This is a genomic window from Eubacterium sp. 14-2, assembly GCF_000403845.2.
Classification (GTDB): Bacteria; Bacillota; Clostridia; order Lachnospirales; family Lachnospiraceae; genus Petralouisia.
In genome coordinates this window covers 955655-971000 of sequence record NZ_KE159568.1, presented here as the reverse complement: position 1 = coordinate 971000, position 15346 = coordinate 955655, and the positions used below count along the sequence as shown (strand labels likewise).

Annotated in this window: 18 protein-coding genes; 14 read left to right on the top strand and 4 right to left on the bottom strand. The window is 42.9% G+C overall.

The features are described from left to right. Positions 1-396, top strand: coding sequence for a TnpV protein (locus C805_RS21430; RefSeq protein WP_016216116.1), 396 nt, complete (start codon positions 1-3; stop codon positions 394-396). Between the two features lie 90 nt (positions 397-486). Here C805_RS21430 and C805_RS21425 read toward each other — a convergent pair whose 3' ends face one another. Together C805_RS21425 and C805_RS21420 are read right to left on the bottom strand one after the other, a co-directional pair. Beyond that, positions 487-702 (bottom strand): helix-turn-helix domain-containing protein, encoded by a 216-nt coding sequence (locus tag C805_RS21425; protein WP_016216115.1) that lies wholly within the window; start codon positions 700-702, stop codon positions 487-489. Positions 703-828: 126 nt separating this feature from the next. Further along, positions 829-1041: a helix-turn-helix domain-containing protein gene (locus C805_RS21420; RefSeq protein WP_016216114.1), complete on the bottom strand. Its 213-nt coding sequence runs from the start codon at positions 1039-1041 to the stop codon at positions 829-831. A gap of 112 nt (positions 1042-1153) precedes the next feature. On the opposite strand from C805_RS21420, the gene C805_RS21415 reads away from it, so the two are divergent. The 5 genes from C805_RS21415 to C805_RS21395 all read left to right on the top strand — a co-directional run bounded on the left by C805_RS21415 (position 1154) and on the right by C805_RS21395 (position 4633). Continuing rightward, on the top strand, positions 1154-1615 hold the full coding sequence (locus C805_RS21415) for a hypothetical protein (protein ID WP_081640361.1): 462 nt from the start codon (positions 1154-1156) through the stop codon (positions 1613-1615). A gap of 631 nt (positions 1616-2246) precedes the next feature. After that, complete coding sequence (gene cptIN, locus C805_RS21410; protein WP_016216112.1) at positions 2247-2729, top strand: type III toxin-antitoxin system CptIN family toxin; 483 nt, start codon at positions 2247-2249, stop codon at positions 2727-2729. A gap of 146 nt (positions 2730-2875) precedes the next feature. Further along, complete coding sequence (locus C805_RS21405) at positions 2876-3094, top strand: hypothetical protein (RefSeq protein ID WP_016216111.1); 219 nt, start codon at positions 2876-2878, stop codon at positions 3092-3094. Between the two features lie 60 nt (positions 3095-3154). Continuing rightward, positions 3155-3760 (top strand): class I SAM-dependent methyltransferase, encoded by a 606-nt coding sequence (locus C805_RS21400; protein WP_016216110.1) that lies wholly within the window; start codon positions 3155-3157, stop codon positions 3758-3760. A gap of 66 nt (positions 3761-3826) precedes the next feature. Further along, complete coding sequence (locus tag C805_RS21395; protein WP_016216109.1) at positions 3827-4633, top strand: GNAT family N-acetyltransferase; 807 nt, start codon at positions 3827-3829, stop codon at positions 4631-4633. A gap of 181 nt (positions 4634-4814) precedes the next feature. On the opposite strand, the gene C805_RS21390 is transcribed toward C805_RS21395, so the two are convergent. Further along, a complete protein-coding gene (locus C805_RS21390) occupies positions 4815-6185 on the bottom strand; it encodes an NCS2 family permease (protein WP_016216108.1) in 1371 nt (456 codons plus the stop codon). A gap of 244 nt (positions 6186-6429) precedes the next feature. On the opposite strand from C805_RS21390, the gene C805_RS21385 reads away from it, so the two are divergent. From C805_RS21385 to C805_RS21360, 6 genes are all read left to right on the top strand, one after another. Next, on the top strand, positions 6430-7632 hold the full coding sequence (locus tag C805_RS21385; protein WP_371197673.1) for a cation diffusion facilitator family transporter: 1203 nt from the start codon (positions 6430-6432) through the stop codon (positions 7630-7632). A 213-nt stretch (positions 7633-7845) separates the two neighbouring features. After that, complete coding sequence (locus C805_RS21380) at positions 7846-8100, top strand: HPr family phosphocarrier protein (protein ID WP_016216106.1); 255 nt, start codon at positions 7846-7848, stop codon at positions 8098-8100. A gap of 21 nt (positions 8101-8121) precedes the next feature. Next, positions 8122-8556: a DUF6465 family protein gene (locus C805_RS21375; RefSeq protein WP_016216105.1), complete on the top strand. Its 435-nt coding sequence runs from the start codon at positions 8122-8124 to the stop codon at positions 8554-8556. A 223-nt stretch (positions 8557-8779) separates the two neighbouring features. After that, entirely contained in the window at positions 8780-9850 is a 1071-nt protein-coding gene (locus tag C805_RS21370; RefSeq protein WP_016216104.1) for a response regulator, read from the top strand. A 23-nt stretch (positions 9851-9873) separates the two neighbouring features. Continuing rightward, positions 9874-10545, top strand: coding sequence for a response regulator transcription factor (locus tag C805_RS21365; protein WP_016216103.1), 672 nt, complete (start codon positions 9874-9876; stop codon positions 10543-10545). Between the two features lie 118 nt (positions 10546-10663). After that, positions 10664-11650 (top strand): sensor histidine kinase, encoded by a 987-nt coding sequence (locus C805_RS21360; RefSeq protein WP_016216102.1) that lies wholly within the window; start codon positions 10664-10666, stop codon positions 11648-11650. Between the two features lie 8 nt (positions 11651-11658). Here C805_RS21360 and C805_RS0106480 read toward each other — a convergent pair whose 3' ends face one another. Beyond that, complete coding sequence (locus tag C805_RS0106480) at positions 11659-12195, bottom strand: hypothetical protein (protein ID WP_016216101.1); 537 nt, start codon at positions 12193-12195, stop codon at positions 11659-11661. A 261-nt stretch (positions 12196-12456) separates the two neighbouring features. Here C805_RS0106480 and C805_RS21355 point away from each other — a divergent pair, with 261 nt between their 5' ends. Beyond that, the gene (locus C805_RS21355) at positions 12457-13224 is read left to right on the top strand and encodes an ABC transporter ATP-binding protein (RefSeq protein WP_016216100.1); all 768 of its coding nucleotides are present in this window, start codon (positions 12457-12459) and stop codon (positions 13222-13224) included. Further along, positions 13217-15238: an FtsX-like permease family protein gene (locus C805_RS21350; protein ID WP_016216099.1), complete on the top strand. Its 2022-nt coding sequence runs from the start codon at positions 13217-13219 to the stop codon at positions 15236-15238. The genes C805_RS21355 and C805_RS21350 overlap by 8 nt, the downstream gene beginning before the upstream one ends. The last annotated feature ends 108 nt before the right edge of the window (positions 15239-15346 follow it).

Sequence of the window (15346 nt, the reverse complement as noted above, 5' to 3'; positions counted from 1 at the left end):
ATGGAAAAGGTAAAAGGATTGGAAAAATATATTACTGGGGAAAATGGCATAGGATATACCCTTGGGGAAGATGGTCTCTATTACCCTGATTTAAAACTGCCAGAGGAAGGGCAATACAATATCGGCAAATACGGTCTGATGCGGTGGGAATATCTGAAAACTTGCCGCAGATGGGAATATATTAGGATGCTGCTGGCAGGGGAACTTCATAGGCATCTGCATGAGGTTGACGAGGAATGCCACGAGAGGATAGAATCTTTGGCGGGGCAGATGAAAGCCAGTGCAGGAATTACAGAAGAATTGAAATCAACGGATTTTATGCAGTGGATTGGACTTGTAAATAATGTGAGGAACACAGCAGAGGAAATTGTGCTGAAAGAGTTGGTGTATGTATAAGAATTAGAAAAGTTTGTTTTGGGGAATACTTGATTTTCCTGACATATTGTTTTCGGATGGTGCAAGAAGGGGCATTTAAAAAAAGTGCCCCTATGCTTCGTTAGGATTGCCTTTGATGTGTTGGCAAATATCCTCAACTTCACAATCCAGTATTTCACAAAGGCGGTCAAGGGTAATCGTTTTTATTACCTTATTTTTTCTCAGGCGGTGAAGCTGTGCTTCGTTTATATGGTAATCTTTAATAAGTGCATATTGTGAAATCCCCTTTTTCTTCATGGTTTCCCATAAACGGTCATATACAATCATAGTCGTTCCTTTCTGGAAAGTATATAACTATTATTCCATGAGATTCGGAAATATAATATTGTACGTGTACGAACAATATTTGTGCAAAAAAATAAAGGTATATAATTTTAAATTTAAAATATACCTTTACTCTTTGGGTTCATCTTTTACATATTGGCAAATATCTTCCACGTTACAATCCAGGATTTTGCATAAACGGTCGATCGTGACTGTTTTTATGACGCTGTTTTTTCTAAAACGGTCTAGCTGTGATTCATTTATGTTGTAGTCGTGAATAAGTGAATATTGTGAAATCCCCTTTTTTTCCATAGTTTTCCACAATCTGTCATACACTATCATTTTTTCGCCCCTTTCTATTGATTTAATTTCATTATTGCATTAAAATAGGTGAAACGACATTGTTCGTGTAAGAACAATAAAAATAAATGTTTTGTTTCAATAGAGAGGAAAAATGATGGATATTGAAAGTTTTGTTTCCATGCTGTTAAAAAGCATGAGAAAGACAGGCCTGCCTATCGCAGAAGTAGAACAGTTACATGAGAACAAATGGTTGTTTGGGATAGAAATGTCTGATAAAAGTGAGTTTTTGCTTAAAATTGGAAAGCGGGATACAGAACAAGAAGCATATTTAATGGGATTAGATGAAACGAATAGTAAAATTCATGACATTTATGAGCGGTATACAAATAGTTGGGAATTTAATGAAACCTTGATGCACAATGATTTTAATATAACATGGTTGATGGAAGAATTGGATTATGAGAATTATCGGAAGTTAGAAGATTATATTTTGTGTTATTGTTCCAGAAATGATGAACTTTTATTCAGACTTGGATTTAAATATGCATGGTCTTTGTTTCATGAATGTATAACAGAGGAGAAGGTAGAAAATACTGATAAAACCAAGGGATAAAAATGTCATAAAAACTTAGAAATGAGTATGTGAAAGGGTTCAGTGCTTGAGGACAGCCAGTTTTTAATGAAAAGTAGGAAAGAGTGTGCCAATATGGTTTTTGCGTAACTGAATAAATGGGCAGTGAGATTCATGATATTTATGAGTGATATATAATAGGCAGAAATTAACGGGAATTTCGTTGTACAATGATTTTAACATAGAATGGTTGTAGGGAAGATTAGATTTTGAGAGTTATCGGTGGCTACAAGATTGAGGAGTAACGAACAAAAGTAAGAGCTTTGCAGGGTAATTTAGTGATTTTATTGAATATAATAAAAAGTACATAGTGTAGGTGAGAAAAAGACGATTGCTATAGAGATAGTCATAAATGATAGAAATCAAATGATAAAAAGTGATTGCAATTTCTTGCAGTTCTGCTATACTATGGGTAAAGGTAAATGTTTGCCGTTGGCTATGCGACGGGGTAAAAGAAACATAGCAGGTAATTTTGCCACTTGCCGATGGTGTGGGGTATAAATAATTCGGTATGTAAATGCTTGCCACTTGCTGTATAGGTGGGATATAAGTAATATAGTTCGTTCATAAATCCCCGTCATTTTTTGATGGGGATTTTTTCTAAGGAGAAACGATGGAAATAAAGCAAGGGTACTCTTATCATATCAAAGATGAATTTTTTGATTTCGTTCAAGATAAATATTTGATGGGAAATAAAGAGAACGGAAATTACCGACCACATTTTTTAGCAATTCAAGATACCAAAAATGAAGAATTGTATTGGATGATTCCGATTAGTTCCCAAGTGGACAAATATAAAATTATTATCGAAAAGAAAATAAAAAGATACGGAAAGTGCAATACAATCATAATAGGAAAATTTGCAGGAAGGGACAATGCTTTTTTAATACAAAATGCCTTTCCAATTATAAAGAAGTTCTTTGACCACGTACATACGATTGAAAATAACCCTATTATGATACACAGCAAACTGAACAGGGAATTGACTGTTAATTTACGGGAAGTGATAGCGATGTATCGAAGAGGGATTCATCTGATTTTTCCAGATATTGATTATATACAAGGAAAAATGGAAGAGCTGTTAAATGTAAGATAATGGCAGAGGTTAAAAAATACGCTGCTTCTATTTTGCTTCTAAAAAATCGAAAACGAAAAATAGGATAGGAAAATCCGTGTAATATAAGTAAATAAAAGGATAAAAAAGACATAAAAGTATCTTATGTTAGAAATTAGGAAACGAGTTTGCGTCTTGGATTTCACCAGACACGTGAAAAAGTTTCGGATATTCCGCCTGACAATATTCTTAATGATATTGAGGAATGTAAGATGGATGATTTAAGAACAGAGTTTTACAAAAATAATACTATTGCCAGTAATGATGCGCAGCTCGCAGGGTTGCTGTTTATTGCTGCGCAATCCGCTCGTGCGCGGAGAATGCGCTATGCGCATTCTTCTTTATAATGGCAAACAGTGAATGGAAGTGATATAATCAAATAGAGAAATCAGGAGCGGGGAAATTACGTGAATAAGAAAACAGAAGAATCAAGAATTGCATACAATAAAATAGCATCTGAATATGATGCGTCAAGGGAAGGACGATATACAAGATTTCATATTATGGAATTATCTGACACTATAGATTTGCATGAGGGTAATGTTGTCCTTGATGTTGCATGTGGAAATGGAACTTTGCTGCGGGAATTATCGAAGAAAGCAAACATCCAGGCAAATGGAATAGATATATCTGAGAACATGATTTGTTCTGCAAAGATGCGGTATCCTGATATAAATTTTGAGGTAAAACCATGCTATCCGCTTGAATGGAGTAATGAAAGTATTGATATTATAACTGTATGTTGTGCATTCCATCATTTTGACAATCCGCAAGGGTTTCTAAATGAATGTAAAAGGGTCTTGAAGAAAAACGGTACAGTGTATATGGCTGATCCTGATTTTGGAGCAGTGGTCAGATTTATAGCAAATAAATTTTGGTTTCCCTTTTCAAAAAGCGGAGATGTAAGAATATACAGCAAAAAAGAGTTGAGGGAAATCTTTTACAATTGTGGGTTTAAAACAGTGCAGGTTTACAGTAAAGGAGAAGGGGTATTTCTTAAAGCTGAAAATTAGCATTCAATTTTTGCCTGCAGGAAAGGCGGAATATTATTCCCTGGTAATTATGAGAAAGGTGTACAGATGAGTATTTACAGAATAGAAAAGGATCATATGGAATGTATCAGTCCGCTGTTTGCAGGATGGCAGGAATCCCTGATCTGGTCCTGTCTGCAGGGCTGTATGGGAGAAGCCTGGGCAGACTCTCCCATACAGCCCGATTCTGCCAGAATCCTTCTGGCGGATTTCTGCTTTTTTGCAGGAAAACCGGACAGAGAACTGGTGACGGAGGAAGTGGGAAGTAAAAGCCGTGAATTTCTGATTATGGTGCCGCCTCTGGATGAGACAGGAGAAAGCTGGGCGGAGGAAATAGAGAAGGCTTATGGAAGCCGCTGCAGGCGGGTGGAACGGTATGCCATCAAAAAGGAACCGGGGATTTTTGACCGGAAGAAGCTGGAAGAGATTGTAAATACCCTGAAACCGGAATATGAAGTAAAACTCATAGACGAGGAAGTGTTCAGTCAGACCCGGAATCTGCCCTGGGCTTTAGACTTCACCTCTCAGTTTGCCGATTATGAAGAATATCACAGGCGGGGGCTGGGAGCAGCAGTGCTGCGGCAGGGAAAACTGGTGGCGGGGGCCTCCTCCTATACGGTTTATCAGGGCGGAATTGAAGTGGAAATCGGGACGGAACAGTCCCATCGGAGAAAAGGCCTGGCCTCTGTGTGCGGAGCCAGACTCATTCTGGAATGCCTGGACCGTGGCTGGTATCCAAGCTGGGATGCCCAGAATCTGTGGTCTGTGGGGCTGGCAGAAAAACTGGGGTATCATTTTGACCGGCCTTATCCTGCCTGGGAGATTTATGGAGAAAATCATATGCAGTCAGACTGACTGAAATAGAAACGCTGCTTCACAGAACATTATCTGTCTGGAAAGCAGCGTTTTTTATCTTATCCAGGAAAGACCTTGTCACGCTAAAGCGGCCGCACGCGGCGCAGCAAACCGTCCAGGTCCCTCACTCATGTGGGACCTGGACGGTTTGTTCTTTCATCCATATACTGTTTCAGATGTTTTATAAGAAAATATACTTCAGGATAAACAGAATGGTCAGTACATACATCAGAATACTGATTTTCTTTTCTCCGGCTTTTCCTGTCAGCAGATTGATAACAGTCCAGGAAATAACGCCGATGGAAATTCCCTCGGAAATGCTGTAGGCCAGCGGCATTGCAATAATGCACAGGAAGGCCGGAATCGCTTCTGCCATATCTTCAAAGTCAATTTTCATAACAGAACCCATCATGTAGAATCCCACAATAATCAAAGCAGGCGCAATGGCAAAAGACGGAATGCTTAAGAATAAGGGGGAGAAAATAACGGATAACAGGAACAGAAGTGCTGTGGTCAGTGAAGTAAGCCCGGTACGTCCCCCTGCGGTTACGCCGGAAGCGCTTTCCACATAAGTGGTGGTTGTGGAGGTACCGAACAGGGCGCCCACACAGGTGGCGATAGCGTCAGACAAAAGAGCCGGTTTAATCTGAGGCAGTTTTCCATCTTCATCCAGCATGTCCGCTTTGGAAGAAACACCGATTAAAGCTCCAAGGGTATCAAATAAATCCACAAACAGGAAGGAGAACATGATAATGAGAAAGTTTCCTATTTTAAGAGTGCCAAAATCTACGGTAAACACAGCGCCGAAAGTTTCTTTAAAGGAAGAAAAATCAAGACTTACGATACCGGATGGAATGACAGAATACATACCGGCATCGGGAGAAGGTACATAAATACCTGTAAGTTCACAGAGGATACCCAGAACCCAGGTAATCAGGATACCGAGAAGAATACCGCCTTTTATCTGCTTTACCAGTAAAACAGCAGTAATCAGCACACCCAGCAGGGCAAGGATTGCGCCCACACCGACAGAATGGAAGGTATCACCTTTGAAGGTCTGGTAGGTTACCAGAGTGGCGTCGCTGTGCACAATCAGTTTGGCGTCCTGTAATCCGATAAAAGCGATAAACAGACCGATACCAACGCCTACAGCTGATTTTAAAGTCATGGGAATGGCATTGAAAATAGCTTCACGTACATTGGTGAGGGATAAAATAATAAAAAGAACACCTTCCACAAATACAGCAAACAAAGCTACCTGCCAGCTGTAACCCATACTGACAACAACTGTGTAGGCAAAGTAGGCGTTCAGTCCCATGCCGGGAGCCAGAGCGAAAGGATAGTTGGCAAGCAGGGCCATCAGCAGTGTACCCATAAAAGAAGCCAGAGCTGTGGCAATCAGCACTGCGCTGGGATTCATACCGGCAACAGACAGAATATTGGGGTTCACAGCCAGAATGTATGCCATTGTCATGAAGGTGGTAAATCCTGCTATAATTTCAGTTTTTACCGTAGTGTTGTTTTGTTCCAGTTTGAAAAATTTTTCCAACATAAATTTACTCTCCTTTTCCAAAAAAATGGTAACAGCTCAGAAGCCGCGGAAACAGAAGGCCGGACAGATCAGATATGTCCGGAGCCTGGGGCTTCTGAACAGCTGAAAAAAATACGAAAGTAATTATAACATGTATTTTGGAAAAATACCATGAAAAAATACTTTTCCTTTGGTTTTATTTATGATACAATAAGCAAAGTTTTCATATAATAACAGGAAACGGTGAAACAGGATGGCTGACTGATTGGAAAAATTGCAGGGGGCTGACATGGTTACGATACTGATAAATTTATGGATAAAGAACAAAGATGATGTAAAAAATCCAAAAGTACGACAACAGTATGGGATGCTCTGCGGCATGGTGGGGATTTTTCTGAACCTGATGCTGTTTCTGGGAAAATTTCTGGCAGGTACCATAAGTCATTCCATTGCCATTACAGCGGATGCCTTTAACAACCTGTCTGACGCCGGATCTTCCTGTGTAACGCTGGTGGGCTTTAAAATGGCAGGAGCAAAACCGGATATGGGTCATCCTTTTGGACATGGCAGAATAGAATATATTGCAGGGCTGATTGTTTCCGGAGCGATTATCCTTATGGCTTTTGAACTGGTTCAGAATTCGGTTTCCAGGATTATTCATCCGAAACCGGTGGAATTTCAGACGCTGACGGCAGCAATTTTATTTTTCTCTATTCTGGTAAAATTATACATGGCATATTATAATTACAGGATTGGCAGAAAGCTGGATTCTGCGGCCATGCGTGCCACAGCCACAGACAGTCTGAGCGATACCTGCGCCACAACGGCGGTGCTGCTGGCAGCCATTGTGGGAGAAATCTGGGAGGTTCAGATTGACGGGTACTGCGGTGTGCTGGTGGGAATATTCATTTTCTATGCAGGAATCAGCGCGGCCAGGGAGACACTGAATCCCCTGCTGGGGCAGGCGCCGGATGAAGATCTGGTTCACAGGATTGAGGAAACCGTACTGTCACATCAGGAAATCTGCGGCATTCATGACCTGCTGGTGCATGATTATGGCCCAGGCAGACTGATTATTTCCCTTCATGCAGAGGTTCCGGCAGAAGGAAATATTCTGGAACTTCATGATGTGGTGGATAACGTGGAGGGAGAGCTGCGCAGGAACCTTCATTGCGATGCGGTCATTCATATGGATCCGGTAGTTACGGAAGATGAACATATTCTGGAGCTGAAGCATAAGGTGGAAAAGCTGATTCATGACATGGATGATGTGATTACCATGCATGATTTTCGGGTGGTTGCAGGACCTACCCACACCAACCTGATTTTTGATGTGGTGGTTCCGTATGAATATGAAATGAGCGATGAGGATTTAACGGAGCAGATACAGAAGAGAGCCTGCGCGCTGCTGGGGGAAAACCATTATGTGGTAATTCAGGTAGATAAAGCATACTGCAAACAGGGATAAAACTGGTACTTTAGGGAGATAATCAGGATTGTCAAGGAAAAAATGTTTGAAAAATTGTTCAGTTTTTCTCGGATAAAGGATGGCAGTTCAGTGGAAATTACCAGTTTTGCAGAAAAGCACTTGAAAAAGAAAAGCCGTTGGAGTATATTTATAAAGGTATATGACACAGGGAAACGGCTGGCATGATAGTATTACATGGGAAAGAGAGATAAGATGAGCGAGAAGAAAATTATTGTATCTAATGTAGCTAAAGAGTACAGCAATCCAATTGCAGAGTTGGTGCAGGTGGCATGTCAGTTTGACAGTGAAATCAGGCTGGAGAACAATGAAGCACGAATCAATGCGAAAAGTATTATGGGAATCATGGCATTTAATCCGTCAAAGGGAATGACTGTTAATATAGTGGCTGATGGAAGCGATGAAGAAGAAGCTCTGTTGGCAATGGAAAAATTTTTAGTCTGTCAGTAAAAAATCAGGGAGGAAACCAGGATGGCAATCGAAAAGAAAGAGGTAAAAGCAACTCCGGTAAAGGCAACAGCAAAGCCGGCAGCGGAAGCAAAAGAAAGTGCTGTTGACACAGAAGTAAAAGAGGTAAAAAAGACGACAGAAAAAGCAGAAGAGACTCAGAAGACCGCAGAAACGAAAAAAGAGACCGTGAAGAAAGAAGCTCCCGCAAAGAAAACTGCTAAAAAAGCTCCCGCAAAGAAAGGGGAGGCCAAAACAGAAAAAATAGAAGAAATCTATCTTCAGTTCCATGGCCAGGAAATTTTCACAAAAGAGATTCTGGAAAGAGCAAAACAGGCTTATGTGTCAGAAGGACACAGAGAATCATCCATCAAATCCATTCGCTTATACATCAAACCGGAAGAAAACATGGCTTATTATGTAATCAATGAAAAAATTGCAGGTGGTGTAACGCTGTAAGTTTTCATAAAAATTTTATAATAATTTATTATGCTTATCGAAGAAACTTTAGCCGGGCATAATGTTTGGAAATCAGAATCCACCTGCTTTTAAGATTGCAGGTGGTTTTTATTATCTTACAGGGAGACCCTGTTACATTCATGGGAGAAAGTATTTTGGTAAGATAAAATAATTATGGGTACTCGTGGAGAGGGTGATCCGGTAAAATATACGGGAGAAGGATATGCAAAGGATAATCGTAGCAGATGATGTGGAAATAAACCGGGAGTTACTGCGTAATATACTGGAGCAGGATTACAGGATGGAGATGGCAGAGGACGGAGCCCAGGCGCTGCAGAAGCTGCAGGAACATCAGAAGGAAACAGCAGTGGTTCTTCTGGATTTGCAGATGCCGGGGGTGGATGGCTTTCAGGTTCTGGAAGAAATGAGACGAAGGGGATGGATGGGGAAAATCCCGGTTCTGATTATAAGCGGAGAACATGGGGTGGAGGTGGAAACCAGGTGCTTTGAACTGGGGGTATCAGATTTTATACGCAAACCTTTTGAGAGTTCCATCGTCCGCAAAAGAATACAGAATGCTGTGGAACTGTTTGAATATAAAAAACAGCTGGAACAGAAGGTGGCAGAACAGGCAAAAGCCCTGGAAAAGCAGTCCCGTATTATAGAAGTACAGGAAGAAGAACTGAGGGGCTCCGGCTCCTTTAACCGGCTGATGATGGAATACCGGGCGGCCATTATGGAAGTGGAAACCAAACTGAAGGTGCTGAATGAGGATTTTTCCCAGGCCTATAACAGGAATCCATTTGAATCTATCAAGACCAGGTTGAAATCCCCCAAAAGCATCTATGAGAAACTGGAACGGAAGAAATTTCCCGTGACGGTGGAAAGTATTCGGGAAAACCTCACGGATGTGGCCGGGGTTCGGGTGATCTGTTCGTTTCCCGATGATATTTACCGTCTGGCAGCTCTTCTTATCAGGCAGGACGATATTTTTCTGGTGCGGGAAAAGGACTATATTAAAAATCCCAAGCCTAACGGGTACCGGAGCCTTCATCATATTCTGAATGTACCGATTTTTCTGTCGGAGAAAAAAGAATATATGAAGGTGGAAGTACAGTTCCGCACAATCGCCATGGATTTCTGGGCCAGCCTGGAGCACAAACTGAAATACAAGAAAGATGTGGATGACACAGATGAAATTGTAAGCCAGTTAAAGAAATGCGCGGACTCCATTGAGCGGCTGGACTATCGGATGCAGGAAATACGCAATAAAATTGACAGTTCCAGAGAATAGAGAATCATAAAGGAGATGGTATCATGTACAGACTGCTGATTGTGGAAGACGATGAAGTCATTGCCAAAGCCATACAGAAGCATATGGAGGGATGGGGGTATGAGGCTGTATGCGTGGAAGATTTTAAAGATGTACTGCAGGTTTTTGTGGCACAGAAACCACAGCTTGTACTGATGGACATTTCTCTGCCCTTTTACAATGGGTATCACTGGTGTGATGAAATACGAAAAATCTCCAGAGTGCCGGTAATCTTTATTTCTTCGGCTTCGGACAACATGAATATTGTAATGGCAGTGAATATGGGGGGAGACGATTTTGTGGCAAAGCCCTTCGATCTGAATGTGCTGCAGGCAAAGGTACAGGCCATGCTGCGGCGGACTTATGATTTTGCCGGGGAAAATAACCTGTTAGAACACCGGGGCATGATTTTCGACAGCAGCAGAGGTACGGTGCTTTATGAAGGAGTTCAGGTGGAGCTCACCAAAAATGAAATCGGAATCCTGAAAACACTGACAGAACAGAAGGGGAAAATCGTCACCAGAGAGAAACTCATGGAGCGGCTGTGGGAATCCGATAATTTTATAGATGATAATACCCTTACGGTAAATGTGGCCCGGCTGCGGAAAAAACTGGAAGAAGCCGGGATTGAGGGTATGATACGGACCAGGAAGGGAATCGGTTATACTCTGGACTGAGGGGCTTATTGCAGAGCAGGATTACATATAACGCAGGCCTGTTTCAGAGCAGGATTCATACAGAAGGCTTTCCGGAACAGGTTTATGGCAGAGCAGAAAATTTACTGCAGGAAAGGAAATGATAATGCACGGAATGGGAGGATATATCCGCCGCCATCGAATGGGGATCTTTGTTTTTATGATTTTTGCCGCAGTGTTTGCCGCTGTGCTGTATCTGTACCGGCTTCCTATGGAGCCTGCGGTGTATGCCATCAGCCTGTGTATGGTGGTGGGAATTCTGATTCTGGCTTTGGACTGCAGGCGTTACTGCCAGAAAAAGAGGAAACTGGAATGGCAGATGGAAGCCGTGAAAAACGGTACGGAAAAACTGCCCGGGCCGGAAGATGATATTGAAAGGCTCTATCAGGAACTGCTGGAAAATGTCCGGCTGGAACGGATACGTCAGGTAGAAGAACTTATAAAGGAAAAGGGAGACATTACCGATTATTTTACCCTGTGGACCCATCAGATCAAAACACCTATTGCGGCAATGGGGCTTTTGCTGCAGCAGGAAATTGACAGCCAGGAGCAGTATTACCGGCAGAAAAGGGAAATCGAATCAGAGCTGTTTAAAATTGAACAGTATGTGGAGATGGTGCTGCAGTATCTGCGTTTAAACAGCAGCATCAATGATTTTGTGTTAAAAGAATATGAGATTGACGATATGATCCGGCAGGCAGTGCGCAAATATGCGCCCATGTTTATCCGAAAAAAGCTCACCCTTCACTATGAAACTCTTCAGGTAAAGGTGGTGACGGACGAAAAATGGCTGGTTTTTGTGTTGGAACAGGTGCTGAGTAATGCCATTAAATACACTGCAGCGGGAGATATTTTTATTTATCTGGAGAACGGCTGCCTGACCATAAAAGATACCGGCATGGGAATTCTGCCGGAAGATCTGCCCCGGATTTTTGACAAAGGATACACCGGCTATAATGGCAGAAGTGACAAAAAGGCTTCCGGCATCGGCCTGTATCTGGTACAGAAAATACTGAATAAACTGGGCCATAAAATTCTGGTGGAATCAGAACCGGGAGCAGGAACCACAGTCAGACTCCTGTTCTGATTACCCGTTTATGGCAGTTTCTTTATGTTTTCGGCGATGATTCCGGGAAATGCCGCCTCATATATTTTGTGATATTCTTCAAAGGATACCATGTGGCCGCTGGTGAGCAGCAGCATTTTTATACCGAATAATTCCAGAGAACAGGGCATGACAACCATGTTGTTTCTTATATAAAATGCTTTTCTTCGAAGACGTTCTTCTTTGTTTTCGGATTCTTCTTCCGGATCTTCAATTTCCAGAATCAGCTTTTTATCCCTATACCGGTCTTTCAGCAGACAAAGGGCTGCGGAGCCTTTATTCTGTCCCCGCATACCGGGGACAACGGCAAAGTAATCCAGCAACGCCATATCCTGGTGGAGAACGGTAATGGCCAGACCCAGGAATGTATGGTCTTCCCCTTCCAGAGCCAGCAGTTCCACGAAACCTTCCTGGCTTTTTGCCAGAAGAAGGGGAAAAGGTTTTCGCTCGGAAGCCGGAAAGGCTTCCAGGTAAAGACGTTCCAGACTGGCAAGCTGAGATTCGGATGTGCAGATGGTCAGTTTCATAATCGTTCCTTCCTTTCTTTTTGTTGCGGGTTTTGATTCCGGGATACTCAGGGCATATCATAACACGGGGGCCTTAGAGCAGTCAACCGTCTTTTCCCCTCCAGGGGGCCCCTCCTTACCGCAGGCCTTTCTGCAGTCTTTACCGTAAATCTTACAAAACTGTAAGAAATGCTTTTGAAATGTAAGGCAAAGTTAAGGCAGACCAGAGGCAGTTTCTGTATACTGTACCTAGAACAGCAAACAGAGAATAAGGAGGATATTATGGCGATACTGGAAGTAAGCAATGTGAAAAAAATATATACTACAAGGTTTGGCGGCAATCAGGTGCAGGCATTGAGTGATGTGAGTTTTTCTGTGGAAAAAGGAGAATATGTGGCGATTATGGGAGAGTCAGGCTCCGGAAAAACCACGCTGCTGAATATTCTGGCGGCTCTGGACAAAGCAACATCCGGTCTGGTGCTGCTGAACGGAAAAAATCTGTCCACTATCCGGGAGGCAGAGGTGTCTCAGTTCCGGAGAGAGAACCTGGGGTTTGTTTTTCAGGATTTCAACCTGCTGGATAATTTTAACCTGCAGGACAATATTTTTCTGCCTCTGGTGCTTGCGGGGAAAAATTACAATGAGATGCGGACGCGTCTGATGCCCATTGCGGAAAAACTGAAAATTAAAGATATTCTGAATAAATTTCCCTATGAAGTTTCCGGCGGGCAGAAGCAGCGCGCTGCAGTGGCGCGGGCGCTGATTACCAATCCTCAGCTGATTCTGGCCGATGAGCCCACCGGGGCGCTGGATTCCAGAGCGGCGGACAGCCTGCTGGCTCAGTTTCAGGAAATCAATGAGGCAGGCCAGACCATACTGATGGTGACCCATTCTATCAGGGCCGCAAGCTGTGCCAGAAGGGTACTGTTTATCAAGGACGGACAGGTGTTCCATCAGCTTTACAAAGGTTCCGGCAGTGATGAGGAAATGTATCAGAAAATTTCTGATACCCTTACAGTAATTACGACAGGTGGTGGAAAACATGAATAATTTCTTTTATGGAAAACTGGCATTCAGCAATTTAAAGAAAAACGGAAAACTGTACCTGCCCTTTATCGCAGCAGCCATTGGCATCGGGGCCATGTACTACATTATGCTGGCAATTACCGGGGATAAAGGTCTGGATGAGATGAACGGAGCCGCGGAGCTGAAGATGATACTGGGGCTTGGATGCGGTGTGATTACGCTTTTTTCCGTGGTACTGCTGTTTTACACCAACAGCTTTCTTATGAAACGCCGTAAAAAGGAATTTGGCCTGTTCAACATACTTGGCATGGAAAAGCGCCATATCGGCAGGATGATGTTCTGGGAAACCTGCATGGTGGCTTTTATCAGTATTGCAGGCGGTCTGGCGGCGGGAATCCTGCTGTACAAACTGGTAATGCTGGTGCTGCTTCGTATTACCGGACTGGAAATACCCTTCGGGTTTGAAATTTCAGTTTCTGCAGTCATCGGGATGTCAGGCTGCTTTCTGGGCATTTTTGCAGTGACACTGATTTATAACCTGTTTCAGGTGGGAAAGACCAGGCCCATTGAACTGCTTCACAGTGCAAATCGGGGAGAAGCAGAACCGAAAACACGTTGGCTGATGACATTAATTGGGTTTGTGGCATTGGGCGTTGGATACGGCATTGCCATTGTTGTGAAAAATCCCATAGATACGCTGCTTATGTTTTTTGCAGCGGTGCTTCTGGTAATTCTGGGAACTTACTGCCTTTTTACAGCGGGAAGTGTGGCCGTATTGAAACTGATGCGCCGGAAAAAAGGATATTATTACCGGACCAGCCACTTTATTTCCGTATCCGGTATGATTTACCGGATGAAACAGAACGCCGCGGGGCTTGCCAATATCTGTATTCTGAGCACCATGGTACTGGTTATGATTGCCGGCACACTGTCTCTGTATGCAGGGATGGAAGATGTGGTTCAGACCATGTGCCCCAGAGATATTGTGGTAAGGGTGTACGGCTGTACAACGGAACAGAGAGAAGCTGCTGACAAAATGCTGGATCAGGCGCTGCAGGAAGTTGGAATTGAGGTAAAAGAGGAAAAAGACTATATGGCTCTGTCTGTGGCTGCCTGGAAAAAGGGGGAGGAGATACGTATTTGCAGAAGTTCTGAAACCGGAATTGCAGAAGGTACTCTGAGTCAGCTGGAATTTATAACGCTGGAAGAATATCATCGTCTGTCCGGAGAACAGAAAGAACTGTCAGAGGATGAAATCCTGGTTGCTGTCAGACAGGGAGAAGATGGAGAAGAAAATTATAGTTTTAACGGAAAAATGTTCAGGATTAAAGAATATGTGGATGCAGCAGCCATGGAAGGGCTGGATAATAATGTGATTTATGACGGCTACATTATAATTGTAAAGGATCAGAATATTCTGAATGAAATGTATGACATGCAGAAAGAAATATACGGAGACCGGGCAAGTACACCTGACTATTGTATTTATGCGGATGTTGCGGGAACCAGACAGCAGATTCAGGAATGCGCGGGGAAAATCGAAGAGCAGGCAGAAATTTATAATCAGGGCCGGGGCGAGCAGGAAACGATTATCTTAAGGGTGGATAATCAGGTGGATACCAGAGAGAATTTTCTGATTCTCGGCGGCGGATTCCTGTTTCTGGGACTGTTTCTGGGATTTGTATTTCTGATGGCAACGGTACTGATTATTTATTACAAGCAGATATCTGAGGGGTATGAGGACAAAGATCGGTTTGAAATCATGCAGAAAGTGGGCATGAGCCCCAGAGAAGCCAGGGGTGCTATCCGCAGCCAGATTCTGAAAGTGTTTTTCCTGCCGCTGGTGATGGCCTGTATACACCTTGCCGCAGCCTTTCCCATGATGAACCGTCTGCTTTTGCTGTTTGGAATGCAGAATGCGGGGCTGTTCGCAGTCTGTACGCTGATTGTGACAGGAGTTTTTGCAGTGATTTACGGTATTGTGTATCTCATGACAGCCAGATCCTACTATCAGATTGTGTGGGGAAGCAAAAGGTAAGGATGTTTCCTTCCCTGAAAATTCTTGTTACAGAAACTATGATGATAATAAAAAGAATGCGCGAAGGGGTGCTTCATATAAGGAAGTGCTCCTTTTGGCATTTTAGGA

What these genes read in the sequence shown, in the direction of transcription:
- C805_RS21430 (WP_016216116.1), top strand. Translation starts at nt 1, where the DNA reads ATGGAAAAGGTAAAAGGATTGGAAAAATATATTACTGGGGAAAATGGC.
- C805_RS21425 (WP_016216115.1), bottom strand. Translation starts at nt 702, where the DNA reads ATGATTGTATATGACCGTTTATGGGAAACCATGAAGAAAAAGGGGATT.
- C805_RS21420 (WP_016216114.1), bottom strand. Translation starts at nt 1,041, where the DNA reads ATGATAGTGTATGACAGATTGTGGAAAACTATGGAAAAAAAGGGGATT.
- C805_RS21415 (WP_081640361.1), top strand. Translation starts at nt 1,154, where the DNA reads ATGATGGATATTGAAAGTTTTGTTTCCATGCTGTTAAAAAGCATGAGA.
- cptIN (WP_016216112.1), top strand. Translation starts at nt 2,247, where the DNA reads ATGGAAATAAAGCAAGGGTACTCTTATCATATCAAAGATGAATTTTTT.
- C805_RS21395 (WP_016216109.1), top strand. Translation starts at nt 3,827, where the DNA reads ATGAGTATTTACAGAATAGAAAAGGATCATATGGAATGTATCAGTCCG.
- C805_RS21390 (WP_016216108.1), bottom strand. Translation starts at nt 6,185, where the DNA reads ATGTTGGAAAAATTTTTCAAACTGGAACAAAACAACACTACGGTAAAA.
- C805_RS21380 (WP_016216106.1), top strand. Translation starts at nt 7,846, where the DNA reads ATGAGCGAGAAGAAAATTATTGTATCTAATGTAGCTAAAGAGTACAGC.
- C805_RS21375 (WP_016216105.1), top strand. Translation starts at nt 8,122, where the DNA reads ATGGCAATCGAAAAGAAAGAGGTAAAAGCAACTCCGGTAAAGGCAACA.
- C805_RS21370 (WP_016216104.1), top strand. Translation starts at nt 8,780, where the DNA reads ATGCAAAGGATAATCGTAGCAGATGATGTGGAAATAAACCGGGAGTTA.
- C805_RS21365 (WP_016216103.1), top strand. Translation starts at nt 9,874, where the DNA reads ATGTACAGACTGCTGATTGTGGAAGACGATGAAGTCATTGCCAAAGCC.
- C805_RS21360 (WP_016216102.1), top strand. Translation starts at nt 10,664, where the DNA reads ATGATAATGCACGGAATGGGAGGATATATCCGCCGCCATCGAATGGGG.
- C805_RS0106480 (WP_016216101.1), bottom strand. Translation starts at nt 12,195, where the DNA reads ATGAAACTGACCATCTGCACATCCGAATCTCAGCTTGCCAGTCTGGAA.
- C805_RS21355 (WP_016216100.1), top strand. Translation starts at nt 12,457, where the DNA reads ATGGCGATACTGGAAGTAAGCAATGTGAAAAAAATATATACTACAAGG.
- C805_RS21350 (WP_016216099.1), top strand. Translation starts at nt 13,217, where the DNA reads ATGAATAATTTCTTTTATGGAAAACTGGCATTCAGCAATTTAAAGAAA.